This is a genomic window from Streptomyces sp. SAJ15, assembly GCF_007595705.1.
Taxonomy (GTDB): Bacteria; Actinomycetota; Actinomycetes; order Streptomycetales; family Streptomycetaceae; genus Streptomyces.
The window spans coordinates 588,956-605,323 of sequence record NZ_NISY01000004.1 but is presented as its reverse complement, the minus strand read 5'-3'; the positions used below and the strand labels follow the sequence as shown (position 1 = coordinate 605,323).

Annotated in this window: 13 protein-coding genes and 1 pseudogene; 4 read left to right on the top strand and 10 right to left on the bottom strand. The window is 62.6% G+C overall.

Features of this window, described 5'->3' with window-relative positions; genetic code table 11:
* Positions 1–455: 455 nt before the first annotated feature.
* The 6 genes and pseudogenes from CD790_RS15215 to queC all read right to left on the bottom strand — a co-directional run.
* A pseudogene (locus CD790_RS15215) lies at positions 456–650 on the bottom strand (GNAT family N-acetyltransferase); the annotation flags it as partial.
* A gap of 37 nt (positions 651–687) precedes the next feature.
* Positions 688–1,503, bottom strand: a complete 816-nt coding sequence (locus CD790_RS15210; RefSeq protein ID WP_055551057.1) for a hypothetical protein — start codon at positions 1,501–1,503, stop codon at positions 688–690.
* Between the two features lie 83 nt (positions 1,504–1,586).
* Entirely contained in the window at positions 1,587–2,354 is a 768-nt protein-coding gene (locus CD790_RS15205; RefSeq protein ID WP_144383722.1) for a GTP cyclohydrolase I FolE2, read from the bottom strand.
* A 3-nt stretch (positions 2,355–2,357) separates the two neighbouring features.
* Positions 2,358–2,714 (bottom strand): 6-carboxytetrahydropterin synthase QueD, encoded by a 357-nt coding sequence (gene queD, locus CD790_RS15200; RefSeq protein WP_030951629.1) that lies wholly within the window; start codon positions 2,712–2,714, stop codon positions 2,358–2,360.
* Complete coding sequence (queE, locus tag CD790_RS15195; protein WP_144383721.1) at positions 2,714–3,349, bottom strand: 7-carboxy-7-deazaguanine synthase; 636 nt, start codon at positions 3,347–3,349, stop codon at positions 2,714–2,716. Before queE ends, queD begins: the two co-directional genes overlap by 1 nt.
* A 2-nt stretch (positions 3,350–3,351) precedes the next feature.
* The gene (gene queC, locus CD790_RS15190; protein WP_144383720.1) at positions 3,352–4,062 is read right to left on the bottom strand and encodes a 7-cyano-7-deazaguanine synthase QueC; all 711 of its coding nucleotides are present in this window, start codon (positions 4,060–4,062) and stop codon (positions 3,352–3,354) included.
* 199 nt (positions 4,063–4,261) lie between these two features.
* Between queC and CD790_RS15185 the strand changes: the two genes are divergently transcribed.
* From CD790_RS15185 to dbpB (CD790_RS15170), 4 genes are read left to right on the top strand one after another with little or no spacing between them, the layout of a single operon-like run.
* On the top strand, positions 4,262–5,059 hold the full coding sequence (locus tag CD790_RS15185; RefSeq protein WP_260867587.1) for a hypothetical protein: 798 nt from the start codon (positions 4,262–4,264) through the stop codon (positions 5,057–5,059).
* A complete protein-coding gene (gene dbpB / locus CD790_RS15180; protein ID WP_030951621.1) occupies positions 5,056–6,198 on the top strand; it encodes a DGQHR domain-containing protein DpdB in 1,143 nt (380 codons plus the stop codon). Before CD790_RS15185 ends, dbpB (CD790_RS15180) begins: the two co-directional genes overlap by 4 nt.
* A complete protein-coding gene (gene dpdA, locus CD790_RS15175) occupies positions 6,195–7,448 on the top strand; it encodes a tRNA-guanine transglycosylase DpdA (protein WP_055550327.1) in 1,254 nt (417 codons plus the stop codon). Before dbpB (CD790_RS15180) ends, dpdA begins: the two co-directional genes overlap by 4 nt.
* A gap of 47 nt (positions 7,449–7,495) precedes the next feature.
* Positions 7,496–8,593: a DGQHR domain-containing protein DpdB gene (dbpB, locus tag CD790_RS15170; RefSeq protein WP_030951618.1), complete on the top strand. Its 1,098-nt coding sequence runs from the start codon at positions 7,496–7,498 to the stop codon at positions 8,591–8,593.
* 56 nt (positions 8,594–8,649) lie between these two features.
* Here the strand turns inward: dbpB (CD790_RS15170) and dpdD are convergent, their stop codons facing one another.
* Genes dpdD through CD790_RS15150 form a run of 4 tightly spaced genes read right to left on the bottom strand, consistent with a single transcriptional unit; the run spans position 8,650 to position 16,362 of the window.
* Positions 8,650–10,671 carry a protein DpdD gene (gene dpdD / locus CD790_RS15165; protein ID WP_144383718.1) on the bottom strand — a complete coding sequence of 674 codons (2,022 nt, stop codon included), beginning with the start codon at positions 10,669–10,671 and terminating at the stop codon, positions 8,650–8,652.
* Positions 10,668–11,189 (bottom strand): phospholipase D-like domain-containing protein DpdK, encoded by a 522-nt coding sequence (dpdK, locus tag CD790_RS15160; RefSeq protein WP_260867586.1) that lies wholly within the window; start codon positions 11,187–11,189, stop codon positions 10,668–10,670. Before dpdK ends, dpdD begins: the two co-directional genes overlap by 4 nt.
* Positions 11,186–15,691 (bottom strand): protein DpdJ, encoded by a 4,506-nt coding sequence (gene dpdJ, locus CD790_RS15155; RefSeq protein WP_260867585.1) that lies wholly within the window; start codon positions 15,689–15,691, stop codon positions 11,186–11,188. The genes dpdK and dpdJ overlap by 4 nt, the downstream gene beginning before the upstream one ends.
* On the bottom strand, positions 15,688–16,362 hold the full coding sequence (locus CD790_RS15150; RefSeq protein WP_144383716.1) for a hypothetical protein: 675 nt from the start codon (positions 16,360–16,362) through the stop codon (positions 15,688–15,690). The genes dpdJ and CD790_RS15150 overlap by 4 nt, the downstream gene beginning before the upstream one ends.
* Between the last annotated feature and the right edge of the window lie 6 nt (positions 16,363–16,368).

Sequence of the window (16,368 nt, the reverse complement as noted above, 5' to 3'; positions counted from 1 at the left end):
AATCTGCGAATGTGAGCGGGCTGCGTTTCACAGGCGCGGCAAGCCTTCGAAGTCATGCCACCTTCGACTCACCACCGTGCCACTCCTCGTCTGCGGATCTGCCGAGGCACCGGGCCCTGTTGCTGACGCGGACCAATGGCTGGGCCTGTCCCCGCTTGCCCGCGTGCCGATGGGCCTCTCAGGGTAGCGATCGGCACGCGGGCAGCAGCGTTCCCGCCACTCACGGAGTGCCGCCACGCCGTTATCCGACCCACAAGCGTCCGCCGGCCCGAGCCAGGACATCGTCAACCACGCCCACAAGGGCTTCGGTCTGCCCATCCAATGCCGCACGGACCACGTGATACAGGCGGGCATTGGGTCCAGGTGCTGCGGCTTCGAGGCGGCGCGCCAGCCACGTGTTCGCTGCGCTGCCCGCGGCCTTCCAGACTTCTTCGACGGATCTCCGGCGCGCCACACTAAGAGTCGTACACCGCGAAGTCGGCGATCGGGCGGTACCCGATTCGCTGGTAGTGGCCGTTGCTGGTGGAGTTGGCCAGGTCCGCGAACAGCAGGACCTCCGCCGCGCCTGCGCATAGCGCGGCCCGGCTCACCGAGACTGTCGCGGCGCCCATATGACCGCGGCCGCGCAGGTGGGCCGGGGCCTCGGCTGGCCACTCGCTCAGCCGAGTACATCGCGCACCTTAGAAATCAACCACCGCATACGCCACGCCATGCCTGCGTCAACGCCTCGACAGACGGGTACCGATGAGCAGGATCGTCGGCCGTCGCATGCTGAATCACGGCCAGTTGAACAGGAGAGCCGCGCCACGCCTGCTCCTCATCACCGGCGTCCAGGAGTAGACGTAGCGCGCGGCCAAGCACGAACACGGTTGTGCGAATGTCGATGATCGAGCCGCTGACGAACTCTTCGGGCGCCATGTAGCGCCGTGACCCTGGAAGCCTTTCGTCTTCCACGATGAAGGGCCCAGGCCGGTACTCATCCAGATCACACAGGACCATGCGGTGCGCCTCGAAGTCGTATAGGAAGCACCCGTCATATAGATCGACTGCGACCAACCCTGCCTGCTCGACAGCCAGGTGTGCGTCCAGGATCTCGTCCAACGCCCGCAGAATGTCAGGGACAGGCAGCCTGCGAAACCGGGCCATCGGGCTGTCTGGGGCTGCGCGGCCCCCGTGTGCATGGGCCGTGGGGTGATATAGGACCTCGCCCTCGGCCCAGGGGTAGACCAGCGCCAGGCCATCTCGGAGTTGGAAGTGGTGCCGCAGAGGCACGATCGCCGAGTGCTGCACCGCTCGGTGCACGTCCACGGCTCGACGTAAAGAGCGTGCTGCCGGCGGAGTGGTTGCCCCCTTCACGAACCACCGTTCATCGCCGACAGCCACCCCGTAAGACTGGCAGCCGGAGTCCTGGTCGCGGAAGGCACGGAAGATGCTGCCCACGCCTTCCAGATACGGCTCCAACAGATCAACGGCTTCAACTTCCAGCAACGGATGCGAGAGCATGGGCCACATCATTCACTGCTCTGTCGTGGTCTCCACCCGATCTGAGCAGAACGGTGCGGCAGTGGCTTCTACCCGATGCTCACTCACCCGGCGACGTATGCGACGGCGTCGTGGCTATGGATGCTCTCTAGGTTGCGGACCCTCACCGAGTGACGAAGACCCCGCTCGCGGCAGACGTGGCTGACTTCGCGGGCAATGTCTTCGACGAACACAGGGTGGTCGTAGGCCTGCATCGTCAGCACACGTTCATCTGGACGCTTTACCAAGGGCACGACGGGAGCGGACGCACACCGTTCCAAGAGTCGTACGGCCTGCTGCACCCCAAACGGATAGGGAGTGTCCCCGTGCCCTGTCACGGACAGCGTGACGCGGCTGCGCTGGTTGTGGGCGCCGTAGTCAGAGATCGCTTTCGAGCACGGGCACAGACTGGTGACCTCGGTGGTAACCGACGTGACAACCGTCGTGTCTCCGTCGTCCCAGCGGCCGTCGAACCGGACATCGTGGACCTGGTACGACTCGGCGCCAGTCGCTGGCGCGACTACGGTCGTGCTCAGCGGGAAGGCTACTGACACCGCGAGCGCCGGTGCATCCAGTAGGTCCGCACCGACTTTCAGCACGTGCGGCAGCCTGCGCGGATCGAACCGGCGAAGGTGCTCGTGGACGAGAGCCACCATGCGGCTCATGTGGGTGCCCCGGCGGTCATGCTGGAGCCGCACGGTCACGTCGATCACGGCGATGCCCTCCTGGCGGAGGTGGCCGTCCTCGAAGTACAGCGGGTAGCGCAGGCCGCTGATGCCGACATCGTCGATCTCGATGCCGCGGGTGTCAGTCTCGTTCTGGATGTCGTGCATCGCTCACTCGCCCCGATAGGTGCAGCCAGACGTGCACGTCTCGCGAACGGTGAGCGCGGAGAGGTCGGGCAGGGTCGGCTTCAGCCGCTCCCAGATCCAGCGGGCGAGGACCTCGCTAGTCGGGTTCTCCAGGCCCTCAATGTCGTTGAGGTAGTAGTGGTCGAGCTGCGCTTCGAGGGGCTTGAAGGCCTTCTTGAGGTCGCCGAAGTCCATGACCCAGCCCGACTCGGGGTCGACGGGAGCCTCGACATGGACGATGACCTTGTAGGAGTGGCCGTGCAGGCGCGCGCACTTGTGGCCCTCGGGCACGTTGGGCAAGCGATGTGCAGCTTCGAAGGTGAACTCGCGGAAGATTTCCATTACTGAATTCCCAGATACTTGTGCGTCTGGAGAGAGAGGATCCAGCGCGGGTTCTTCATGCAGTAGTCGACAGTCGCCCTGGTGTTGGCTTCAACGTCCGGGCCGTCCATGGGCTGGAGCCGGAAGTACCGGAAATCCAGATGCTCGAACTGACCGGGGTCGCCGCCCAGTTGCGGGTAGACCAGCTTCAGTTCGTCTCCGCTAGTCACGACCAGTTCGGAGCCGATCTTGGGGCTGACGCAGAGCCAGTCGATGCCGTTCGGCGGTACGCGGGTGCCGTTCGTCTCTACGGCAACCTCGAAGCCGCGGGCGTGCAGCGCGTCGATCGCCGCTTCGTCGAGTTGTAGAAGCGGCTCGCCGCCGGTGCACACCACGAAGCGGTGATCCCTGGATGACGACGGCCACGCCTGCTCGATGGCTTGAGCGAGGTCGTCCGGGGTCCGGAACCGGCCGCCGCCTTCCCCGTCGGTTCCGACGAAATCTGTGTCGCAGAACTGGCAGATCGCACGGTGACGATCCTTCTCAAGGCCCGTCCACAGATTGCACCGGGAGAAGCGGCAGAAGACGGCTGGACGGCCTGCGTGACTCCCTTCGCCTTGCAGGGTGTAGAAGATCTCCTTGACCAGGTAGGTCATTCTCACGCGCCCTGGTACTGCACGGGGTCGGTGACGCCGGCCTCGGCGAAGCCCTTGAGGCGGAGCAGGCAGGTCTCGCAATGTCCGCATGCCCGCCCCTGCTCGTCCGGGTCGTAGCAAGAGGAAGTAAGGGAGTAGTCCACGCCGAGGCGCAGGCCCTCACGGACAATGTCGGCCTTCGACATGGCGATGAGCGGCGAGTGGAGCTTGAGACGCTGCGTGCCCTCGACCCCGGCGCGGGTGGCCAAGTTAGCCATGCGCTCGTAGGCCTCCATGTACTCAGGGCGGCAGTCCGGGTAGCCGCTGTAGTCGACCGCGGTCACTCCGGTGAAGATGTCGCTCGCCCCAACCGTCTCCGCATAGGCGAGGGCGAAGGAGAGGAAGATCGTGTTGCGTGCCGGGACGTACGTAATGGGAACGCTACTGCCGGTGCCCTTGTCCCCGGCGTCGTTCAGAGACTCATGCTTCGGAACGTCGATGTCCGACGTGAGCGCGGATCCGCCGAAAACTCGCAGGTCGATGTCCGCGATGACGTGCCGAGCGACCCCCTGCGCCTCAGCCACACGCTTCGCAGCCTCAAGCTCCACGCTGTGCCGCTGCCCGTAGCGGAAGCTCAGCGCGTACGGCGCGTAGCCCTGGTCCTTGGCGATCGCCAAAACGGTCGTTGAGTCCAGTCCGCCACTCAGTAGAACGATCGCGGGACGCTCCGCCATGCCTGCTCCTAGTTAGCTCCGTGTGTACTGCGGCAGCCTACGCGAAAAGTGACAGGTAGAGTAACGACGACAGACTGGTAGTTATGAGCGTCGGGAGCCGAGCCGCGTGAGGCAACTTTCACTTGTGGTCACATGTACGGACCGTAAGGCTGTAGCGCCGGAAGCCTCACTGCACGCCAGGTCACTGCCAGTTGGGACCGTGGAGGAACGCTCGACCATCTGGAAGGGGCGCGTCGCGGACGCCTCCGCTACCCATCCACTCGACAGGCTCTACTGCGGCGACCACTGGACACAGTCGCGTCGCCTCGTCGCTACGGCCGCCAAGGCTGGTTTCGACGCACGGCTATGGGTCGCGTCCGCCGGCCTCGGCCTTCGGCCAGCATCCGAGCCGGCCCCGGCATACGCGGCGACATTCAGCACGCGACACGCTGACTCGGTAGCCACCTCTGCAGATGGAAGCGCCCAGTGGTGGAAGTACCTACAAGAGGGACAAAGTCGCACAACATTGCAGGAACTCGGAAAAAGCGGGCCCATCTTGATGGTTCTGTCCGAGGTCTACGCGAAGGCCATGGAAGCCGAACTCCGAGCTCTGGGTGCCGTTGCGAGCGAGGCGCTGCTGGTAGGCGGTGTCGAAGAGATCCCCGGCATCCGAAGAGTCGCCTCCGATGCAGGGCTGCGACTCGCGCTCGGCGGAACCCTCACGAGCCTCAATGTCCGCATGGCCGCTTCCTGGCTCCAGCACTGCGAGGACAGTCGACTGACGTCTGAGACCACCAGTTCCACCTGGCACGAGTGGGCGTCGGCTGTACCGAGGCCGGAACAACTCAACCGTCAGCCCATGACCGATGCAGAGGTCATCGCCTTCATTAGGCAGGAGACGGAGGCTCAACCGGGCATCTCCCGGACGCGGCTGTTGCGGATCTTGCGCGACAGCGGCCGAGCATGTGAACAGAGCAGGTTTGCCACCCTGTTCAAGCGAACCATGGGGGATCAGTGACCGAGAACCTCATCACACGCAGAGCTCTGCGGATCAATCAGCACCCCGACATCCCCTTGTACCTTTTTGCCCTGGAAGCCGGAGAAGTCGACCTCGTAGCCGACGTTGCGCGGATTTCACGCGATGAGGCCGGAAAGCTCCTCGGCTACCAGCGCCCCGAGAAGAAACAGCACGTAAAGCAGATCTTGGAGTATCTGGACGGGGACGAGGTGCTGTTTCCGAACGGACTCATCCTCGCACTCCCATCCTCAGTACGCTTCAGAGGAAGCCGCGGACCGAACCCTAGCGACGGCCTTGCAACCATTGGGATGCTTGAGATCCCACTGCCAGAGTCACGGGAGGCTCCCCGTCCGGCTCTCATCGTTGATGGCCAGCAGCGGAGCCTGGCCCTTGCCCGTACTCGGAATGCCAAGTTGCCTATCACAGTGGCTGGCTTCGTTTCCGAAGATCTGCATGTCCAGCGCGAGCAGTTTTTGCGGGTCAATACAGTGTCGCCGCTCCCCAGCGACCTGGTTTCCGAACTCCTACCGGAAGTAAACACTCAACTGCCTACCAAGCTCTCGGCTCGTAAACTTCCGGCGATCTTGGTGAATGCACTAAGCCAGGATGGCGACTCACCCTTTAAGGGCCTGATCAAACAAGCGTCGACGACAGCTAGCCGGAAATCTGAGACGGTCGTTAAGGACAACAGTCTGCTTCAGGCGATCACCGCGTCATTGTCGCCTTCTGGGGTGCTCTTCCCTTACAAAGACTTGTCCAGCGGAACCATTGATACGAGCACCATTCGCAAGATCCTTGTCGTCTACTGGACGGCCGTGCGAGACACCTTTCCTGACGCCTGGGGAATCTCCCCCAATAAGAGCCGACTAATGCACGGCGTCGGCATTCGGTCAATGGGCCAGCTCATGGACCGCGTCATGGAGAGAGTGATGTTTGAAGTAGACATCAACTCGGATGAGGCGTACAGCAAGGTCATGGCCGAATTGGCCCTGGTCGAACCCTACTGCCGCTGGACCAAGGGGCGCTGGCCCGAGATTAACTACAACTGGAACGAATTGGAGAACATCACAAAGCACATCAACATCCTGTCAAATTACCTGATTCGCGTTTACCAGAAGGCAAGGATGGGCGCAGCGTGAGGTTCTACTTTCCGGACAGTCAGGACCAGGTCAGTCCGAGTTATGACTTCCTCAATGACGAGTATTCTCCTTTTCGCGTCCGACAACGGGACGATTTCTACGCCCATCAGGCTGTGAAGCCGGCACCTTACGACGGCATCCTGGTCAGCAAGGCCATTGTCGACGGGTCCGTCAAGGGGGCGGGTAAGTACAGCGCACCGCAGCGTGAACGTCTCTACCGGCTTGGCGTGCGGAATTTCTTCAGGCTCCCCAAGACTATGAGCAGTCTGGGAGACTGCGGAGCCTTCAACTATATCAATGAAGAGCGCCCACCCTATACGGTTGATCAGGTACTCGACTTCTATATCGGCTGCAAGTTCAACTCCGGAATCAGCATCGACCACGTAATCTTCGGATATGAGCCCGAACTCACCGAAGAGGACGCAAACCCTGCATGGGTAAAGCGACGCGAGATCTCGCTGGAGTTGGCTGAAGAATTCATCGCTGCTGTCCGATCACGCAATTCCAAAATCCTGGAAGAAGACGACAAGCTCGAACCGGTCGGCGCAGCACAGGGCTGGAGCCCGGACAGCTACGCCGACAGCGTTGCCCGACTTCAGAAAATGGGCTACAAGCGGATTGCCCTAGGCGGCATGGTTCCACTAAAGACGCCCGAGATCGTGGCGTGCCTGAAGAGGATTGCACAAGTTCGCGCAGAAGGAGTTGACTTCCATCTCCTCGGAATCACTCGCGTAGACAGCATGGAAGAATTCGCGAAATTTCACGTAGAAAGCTTCGATAGCACCTCTGCTTTCCGTCAGGCCTTTATGGATGAGCGCAACAATTATCACACCGCAGATAAGGCCTACACGGCGATTCGCGTTCCACAGGTCGACGGAAATCCAGCTCTCAAGCGATTGATCCTGGCCGGCGTCGTATCCCAATCCGAAGCAATCAAGGCCGAGCGAGAGTGCCTTCAACTGCTGCGTGATTACGACAAGGATTTGGTGGATGCCTCAGAGGTCTTGGATGCCTTGCGCCGCTACCAGGTGCTCCTCGGCGATGCCAAGAAGCTGAAGCAGTTGGACAACCAACTGAAGCGATACGGCGCCACGCTGGCTGACAGGCCATGGAAGCACTGCACATGCGACCTCTGCCGGGAACACAAGATCGAGATGGTCATATTCCGTGGGTCCGAGCGTAACAAGCGCCGCGGATTCCATAACATGACGGTACTCGAAGCAAAGATGCGCAAGCTGTCGTTCACATAATCACCCAGAACGCGCATAACACCCAAAGTAACCCAACAGGAGATGATGTGGCCGACCGCTACGAGCTGAAGCTACCCGCCCTCAAGATCCTCCAAGGCACCAAGGAGATCTACTGCTTCGCCGTCGACGGCAAGAAACTGCATGACTTCGCCGCCGTATCGCGCATCCGCCGTGATGACCAGAAGCGGTTGCAGGGGTACCAGCGGCCCGAGGTCCTCAGCCACATCCGCTCAATCCGCCGCTACCTCGAGTCCGAGGGAGCGATGCTCCCTAACGCCGTGGTCCTCGCATTCGACGAGCGGGTGAGGTTCGAACCAGCGGTCCGCGGCGGCGATGTGAAGTACTCCATCCCGGGCGAGCTGATCATCCCGGTCGACGAGTCACTGGCCGACGACGAGAAGCCCGCCTGGCTCGTGGACGGACAGCAGCGCAGCGCGGCCATCAGGGACGCTGACCTCGCTGAGTTCCCTGTCGCCGCCGTGGGCTTCATCGCCTCCGGGCAGGAAGAGCAGCGGTCGCAGTTCATCCTGGTCAACTCCACCAAGCCGCTCCCCAAGGGACTCGTGTACGAGCTCCTGCCCGAGACCACCGGCCAGCTGCCGCGCTCACTCGCGCGCAGGGCACTCGCCGCGAGGCTCATGGTCCACCTGAATATGGGGGACGGTCCCTTCAGCGGAAGAATCAGCAGTCCCACATCCCCGACCGGAGACATCAAGGACAACAGCGTTCTGAAGATGCTGGAGCACAGCATCTACGAGGGCGCCTTGTACCAGTACCGCAACGCCACCGACGGCACCGGGGACGAGGAGCGGATGCTGGCCCACCTGCTGGCCTTCTGGACGCCAGTGGCAAGCATCTTCCGGGAGGCGTGGGGGAAGCCCCCGAAGGAGTCCAGGCTGACCCATGGGGTGGGCATCCAGGCGATGGGCTTCGTCATGGACCGGCTCACTGCGGATGTCCCGGTCGACAAGGTCGACTGGGATGACGTTCGTGCCATTCTGCGTGGGCTGGAAGAGCACGTGGCCTGGACCTCGGGGAAATGGAACTTCGGAGATGACCATCAGCCCAACTGGAACAGCCTGCAGAATACGTCCAAGGACGTACGGCTGCTCAGCAGCTATCTGCAAGCCCGAGTCAGCGCATAGCCCATAGCTCGCGCCTTGCTGCGGCGGCCGCCCGGTCCTGGGCGGCCGCCATTCTGTTAGGACTCTGCTGCTGCGAGGCGGAGCGCATCGACCGCAGCGCGGAGGAGTGATGCGGAGCCACTCCCGTTCGCATATCCGACGTGCTTTGTCGTCTTGTTCTGATCAATGAAGCCGGTGGCCGCGTGCTTGGCGCAGCGCGTGGCCAAAACGATCACATTCGCAGTACGGGCCTTCTGCCGCAGCTGCGGCGTGCCTACGTGGTCGTAAGCCGTCAAGACCTTCACAGCGGGAGCGAGCCGCTTCAGTTCCTCCTGGCATCGGGTGAGCACTGCCTCGTCCAGTGAGTAGAGCAGCAGTGTCGCCGAGGGGAACTCGACGGGCGTGCTCTCCTTGCCGTCTTCGCCAGCAGGAGCATCCCAGGAGAAGCTGATGCCGAGGTCTTCAGAGAGCCGGCGGGCAAAGGCAAGGTCTGCCTCAGTGAGGCGGCGGCTGTGCGCAGACAGAGGCCCGAGCAGTTGCGAGCACAGGCTCGTGCGGGCCTCAGGATCAGGGCACGCTGCAAGGAACAAGCGGTCGACGAAGTCCAAGACAGCCGAGGCCCGTTCGGGAGCAACCCACCGATCCGTGTCCGAACCGATGTCCTTAAGGATCTCCGCGTACTGCTCGGCAGAGGGAGCTGCGCGAAGTGCGATCTCCATCAGCGCCTGCAAGGCCGCCAAGTCGCCAGGGCTGTAGCGGTTGAAAAGCACTGCGTTGCGGATGAATGCGTGGGCGCATTCGGGTGCGGGGTCGTCGTAGCCCACGGCATCGATGAACGAGCCCACTGCCCGCCATAGTTCTCGCGCCGCACCGTCGCTCAACCCGTCCAGGAACTCGGCGAGGGTCCCATCGTGCTCTGCAGGAGTGGGCCACAGGGTCCACTGTTCCTCATCCAGTGCGTCCTTCGCCGCGCTGTCGCCCTCGGCGAGCGCGAAGAACAGGGCTGGCCAATCGTTGATCGGAGTGGCCGTGTCTGCCGACTGCTCGGGTTGCGCGACTGTGGAGGCATCAAGGTCGTCCGAAGCCTGCGCAATGAGCGCATTGGCCTCGTTCAACACAAGCGTGGGGATCTCGGGTGTTTGGTCAAGGTCCTCAGCAGCCGTCACGAACCGGCGTGCGGCCTCTGCGTTCTTGAGGATCACGCAAGCCAGTAGGAGCACCGTCATGGCCTGCGGTCCATACGACCGCGGGTCGCCTGCTAGCAGCTCGGGGACGGCCCTGCCGTGGGTGATGAGGTTGGACTTGGCCGCCTCCAGATTCCGAGCCGCGAGTGGCTCCTCCAGAGCAACGGTGTACACGGCGTTCAGGATTGCTGCCTTCACCGGCGCAGGAGGATCTTGCCTGGCTACGTCCTGGAGTGCCGGGAACTCCAGCACCTTGGTACTCGCTCCGAGACGGTCAAGTCTCTTGAGCTTGAGATGCGCGAGATTCGTCGCGGTAAGCCCGCCCGCGGCGGCCAGTTGCTCAAGGAGGTCAAGCGACGCAGCTTCGCCGCCGGCCGCGAGAGCCGCGTCGAACTCGGCGATGAGACGCCCGACCGGCTTTACTACGCGCCATAGCCTTGGCGGACGCCTCAGGTAGGTCTGCTGCATCAGTAGCAGAGCATCAGTCAGGCCCTGCCGGTACTTGTCGCTTTCCCCGGTTGTCAGCCGGAAAGTGGAACGTTCGCCAGCCAGGTCGATGACGGCGCGTTCTACGGGATCGTCACGGTTGAGGAGACTTGGACGAAGGCCACCGCGCTCCATGTTGCAGTAGATGTACGTAGGCCCGGCAAATGCCTCAATGAGTTCAGCTGTCTTGCCGACATCTGCTGGGTCACGCGCGATGGCGTACATCGAGTACGACTGGTTTTCAGCGACCCAACGAGGGAGAACGATGGGCGCGTCGTTATCGCCCAACGCGATCTTGACGAAGGGCTCGGTGCGCGCCGTCCACGAGTGCTTGGGGTCCATCTTGGGCCACGCGTCGTTGCCCTCGCCGAAGAACCTGTGCAGGAACGCCTGGATACGATCAATGGTCCAGGACGTGGTCTGGTTCATTCTCCGTTCCCCCACCGCTCGGCCAGGTCAATGCGTGCTTGAGCGGCAGCGTCGCTGCCTGCCCGGTAAGTGATCTTTTCGTCGTTCCGGGCCATGCCTCGGATCGTGAAGTTCATCGATCCACTCAGCATCCAGTCATTCCCGCACAGCGTCTTCTCGTGGATATCCGGGTCGCGGACGATGTGAAGCTTCGTTCCTGATGCCGCCTTCATCAGGCGGCGCAGGAAGTCCTCGTTGTGGGGATCATCGCGGGTCACGACGTGTACCTGTGCGCCACCATGGGCGATGCGGGCCACTGCGTCTGAGAGTCGGCACCCCACGGGAGGGGTGTCTCCAAAGAGTGCGTCGTAGGCGCCGTGGCTGTTGTCGAGGACCTGAACGTCGGTGATCCATGCGGACACCAACCACAGGTGGTCGCTGGGTGCGATGAACTCCGCAATCAGCGCGGCGGACAGCATGGTGTCAACGCGAATCGCGGTGTGCTGCCCAGTGCGGAGGGTTCGTTCCTGGGACTTCACTGGGCTGCCTCCCTCAGTTCGACCCTGACTCGAATCTCGTTTTGGTGGCGGACCACGCCGCAGATTTCTCCGTAGACGCGCAGCACATCCCGGTCGATGGGCGTGACCGGAACCTGCTTCAGGGCCTGAGCCATCAGAGTTGCGTCTCCCGCTGGACAGACCAGCTCGACAGCTGAGGTTGCGGTCAGTTGCTGCCGATAGGCGTTATCCCAGGTGGGCTTGGTCACGTCGATCACCGGTACACGGTCATCGTGTGCGGCTTGGACCAGCAGACGCTCGAGGACGGGGTCGTCAGCGTATGGCTGGTAGTGCTTCAAGTCTTGAGTGCGGGCCTGGTGGCCACGAGGCCAGAGAAGACTGAAGACCTGGTCTGCGGTCAGGGACCGGGCCCCTTCCAACTTGAGCTTGCCGGATCCCACGGCGTATGCGATCACGCGGGCGTCGACCTCGACCCGGAGACGTTGCTCCAACTCCGTCCATGCGTCAACAAGGACGAGAGCGGTGACGTCAGTATCGGGCCCGGACCCCGGGCGCAGAAGCCTTGTGGACAGGGCAGCAACGGCTGCATGCCGAGGCGGGCCGTCGAGCCGTGCCCAGGCCTCGCGAAGGACGTCCAGAGCGTCCTCGGCTTCTTTGGCGGAACTGCCGGCCCGGAGTGTCGCCATTGCCTGGGCAGCTGTTCCGCTGGGTTCGTCGATGACGTGCCGGAGGAACCGGGTCAGCGTGGCGTCGACGTACTCGTATTCGCTTGGCGCGAGGCTGCTCGTCACAAGCCCCCAGAATTGCCGGGGATCCTTCGAGTAGAAGTCGACCAACTGCTCGACGATCCCCAACCCACCCACGGACGTTTCGCTGAGCCACACCTCGGTGAGCGAGTCCCCTCCCTCACCGGGAAGTGTGTCAACGATGAGATCGCCGTCCTGTGCGTTCGGGCACGCGCGTTGAGCAGCAGCGAGAATCGCGGCTGCCATCGTGTCGCGGTATGTGCGCCGCGCGAGCGGGCTGGTCTCGGCTGAAATGTCCTCTGCTACCAGCAGCTCTGCTGCCCTGTCCAGAGCTGTGATGACCGTGCTGTTGGCGACAAGCTTGATCAACTCTGACACGAGTCGATCACCGTCGACCTCCTGCTCAGTCACGTCGGAGTCACGGTAGAGCACTTGGAAGATCTTGGAGAGATCGTTAGTCCAGGAACCGTTCTTCAGCAGCGCACGGACGTCAGCGTTCGTGCGGTTCCCGTCGAGTCCGGCCAGAGCGAACGCGGTCAGATAGATCTGGGCCAGGCGCTCCCTCTGGAAGCTGTCGGAGATCTCGGCCAAGGCCGGATCATCCTGAACCGTGTGCAAGAAGGCCAGAGAGCGCCACTGAGGCGTAGTGAGGTACTCCCTGACAGCAGGATCGTCGAGGTTGAGCGGCTTGAGCTCGAAGCAGATGGCATCGACGCCCAAGGCGAATCCAAGAGCGGCCGGCCGTCCTCGGAGTTCGTACCGAACAGTGCGCGCTTGACTGTTCTGGCGTTCCCGGCGGACGTTGCACTCAGCGCCGAACGTCATGCGGCGCACTTGTACAGGGTTGCCGGCCGCGTGGGTCGCAAAGCTGACCGTGTCAATGCGTCGTTGCCAGGGGGATGGCTTCGGCACGGTGCCCTCACTGAGGGGTGCGTCGTCCTCCACAACGATCTGGGTGCCCCACTGCGGCTGTCCGTGGGACTGATCCACGATGTCGGGATCGGGTTGGGAAAGCGCAAGACTCAAGGGGCGGACGACTTCGAAGTTGGCGCCATCGTGTCCATGAGGCTGCCAGGTGCCCTCCAGCCTGCCCTCGGTGACGATTTCCCTCAGGTTGAGTACGTGGCCGTCCTCGTCGGGGATGGGGAGCCACGTGCGGTGAGTGTCGTCCAGGTACCCAAAGCGCCGGCTGACCCGTCCAGGCACGGCTTCAGTCAGTGCCTTACCGATGGGCATGTGCTCGATGGATCCATCCCCATTATCGAAGGGGAGTTCCAGATCGACCTCAGGAAGGTTCAGCGGCTCGAAGAGGGTGCGGGTGATGAACTCGGGCAGCATGGCCTTCTTGCCCATGCCGGGGTCGTTTACAAGAGGTTCCCAACGGGAGCGAAGCCGGCGAAGAGCCGTGGGCACGACGGCCATGAGGAGGGAGCGAGGCTGTTCCCACAACACGGCCTGTGCCTCGTCGACGCTGATCTTCAACGCCTTGACGAGGTGCCGTGCAAACTCGTCCTGGACACGCTCCTCGGTCAGCAGTTGATGCAGGATCTTGATCAGTCCGAGGCGCTCGTTCTCGTACTCGGACAAGATCCTTGGGTCATCCGGGGTCGTCAGGAGCTTGCGCACGTCGCCGCGCCCGACCTGGACACGCATCCTGCGCCCGGCCCAGTCAAGAAGAGCCTGGGCTCCCTGGATCTTGAGGACGTACCGGTTCTTGAGCGGCAGGGTCGTGGCAGCGACTTCCGGAGCAAAGAGCGTTTCGTAGCCCTGGTAGGCCAGGCGATCGCGACCGTAGTCCGACAAGGTCACGATGGTCAGCGGCCGAGTCCCGCGCTCTCGGCCGGCGCGGCCGCGGCGCTGGATGAACGAAGCGGCATTCCGCGGTGCCTTGTGTTGAAGGACGAGACCAACCCGGGGATCGTTGAAGCCCACTTCCAACGACGCTGTAGCGATCGTGAGGTTCGCATTGCGGTTCACCCCCGCGTCCTGGGATGAGGTTCGCCCGATGATCAAGGGGTGCATGCGGAGATCGGGGTCGAGTTCATGACCGACCCGCTCGACGAGTTCCCAGTTCTGTCCCTCGAGGTAGCGAGGCCCGGGCTCAGGGCGCGCACGTGACCGCAACCCGGCCAGCACGTCACCCCGGCGACTCGTGCGCCCGCGATGGTCCTGGTCGCCCTCGGCGTCGCGGAGGTACTTGTAGAAACGGTTGGTGACGTCCAGGGCATCCGTGAATAGGAACCCAGTCGAGCCGTAGAGGAAGGCGTCGTCACCGTTGTCGAGTACGCGGCCCCAGAGCATCGCAGTCTGGATCGACGTGGACAGGAGACTGGCTCCCGAGACTGGGTCGCCTCGCAGCGCGAGCGCGTACTCGCGGCCTTCCCGCACCATGGTGGCATCGTCGGGTGCAATGGGGTCCACGTCACTCTCGCGCAGGCCGACCAACTGTGCGAAGAACTGGTTCGCGTCGCGCAGTGTGGCGCTGAGGCCCACGAAAGTTACGGGTTTGCCTACTGCGTCCCTCCATCTGCGTAGGAGGTAGGCGACCTGCGCCCCGTGCACTCCCGAGTAGGTGTGCACTTCATCGAGGAGCATCAGGGACGGCACGCTTCCCCCGCGCCATCCCAGGAGGCTATCGAGGTAGCCGTCGGCGCTGCAGTTGTTCAGCATCTCCGTAGTTGTGAACAACAGGTGCGGCGGGTTCTTCTTCAAGGACTCGCGAGTCAGGGCGAGTTGGCCGTCCGGGATTTCGTCCCCGCAGCGTCGGCATATGAGGCGTTCAACGCGTTCAGCGCGGTCCCTGTCAGACCAAATCAACTCGCCGTCTTCACACTCAGGGCTGGGACAGGGAAGGAAGGGACACACGGCGCCGTCCCCTACACGTGCCCAACGGCCGGAACCTCGTCCGGGCTGAAGTCGCCAGTCATCGGCGTGATTCGGGGTGCCTCCGTAGAGTGCGCCGAGACGCAGAGGCCTCTTCCCCTGGCTGACGAGCGCGCTCTGAACGCTTCGAGCATTGATGATCGCATCGCGCAACTGATCCCGCAGCAACTCAGTTCGCGGATACAGAGCCAGAGTGTGGATCCTGTTCTGGACCCTGTTGGTCGCGTGCTCCGCTATGGCTGCGAAGGCGGGCAGGTAGAAGGACAGCGTCTTGCCGCTACCGGTGCCGGCGCTGACGATAATGCCCTTGGAACGGTTTTGGCCCTGGAGTGAGGAGAAGACAGCTTGCGTTGCCTCCAACTGAAAACGAGCGAGGTTCTTGCCGCCCAGTTGGTCCTGGGCAACGCGGTCTTGGAGATCGCCCCAACCTGGAAGGGTGCGCAACTCCTTGAGTGCTTGGGAGCCCGGAATATCTCGATCAGGGTAACGACGATAGCGAACGTGTAGGCGGTAGTCAGCAACGAGTCGCTTCCCTTGCCGCCACCATCCGTTGGGTATGTCGTCTGCCCAGTCTCCGCGGGGGCGGAAGAGTTGACGCAGTCCGGCGGTCAAGCGCAGGGCTTCGGCAAAACGAGTGCGGTAGCGGATCGATCCGTCGCTAGGCCAGGGCACCTTGAAGAGCAGCGCGCGGCCCTGCATCTCGCGGAGGATCTCGACGGCCGATAGTGCCGGCGGATTGTCGCATTCGTCGAGGAACTGCTCGATGCAGTTGAGGACGTCATCCTCTGAGAGCGCGCCTTCCGTCACGCCCCACATGAGGAGGGGCATCTCAAGGTCTTCAAGTTGGTTCAGGAGTTCGTTGGCGAACTTCCGGCCTACTGTGCTCTGGTTCACGAACCCTTCCTCTTCAGGGTGATGTGGGCGTCCATCCGGCATTCGCGAAGGAGTGCGATCTCTTCGTCTGTGACGTCGCTTAGCGTCAGGCCAGGTTGCTCGCGTAGCCGATTTAGCAGATCGACGAGTGCTTCCGGCGGATCTTGAGTGTCTTGAAGGAGCTCCGCTAGGCCGGCGTACGTGGTCGCGAATGTGGTGATGGCTTCTTGAGAAGCCTTACCCCTGGCGATTCGCTCCAGTTCGATTTGTCGCTTGGAAGCCTGCTTCTCCGCTTCGAGTTCGACGAGCATCGAGATTCGCGCAAGGGGCAGTTCCGCGAGAAGTTGCTCAGTCCAGGCTGACCAAGCGGCTTGATTTTCTTCCGCGAGACGATCGGTTACTGCCTGTGTCTTCTTCTTCGCCGTGTTGAACACCTGGTTGGAAGGGAGTCCGCTGGGCCCCAGACTGCGTTCGAATCCAACTCTGCCGTCATCGATGCCGGACAAGTCAATGTCGAGTCCCGCGCCACGGGACTGTAGGGCCTGCGTGACGGCCAGTTGCGAGCGAAGCTGGTTGAGCTGAGAGCGGAGTTCCAGCAGCCGGCTTGATACACGAGTGGCTTGTCGCTGAGAGTCCTCGCCATCTGCGATGCGGGAAGCGTGATCCTCAAGCAGCTTTGCCTTCTCGTACACAGACAT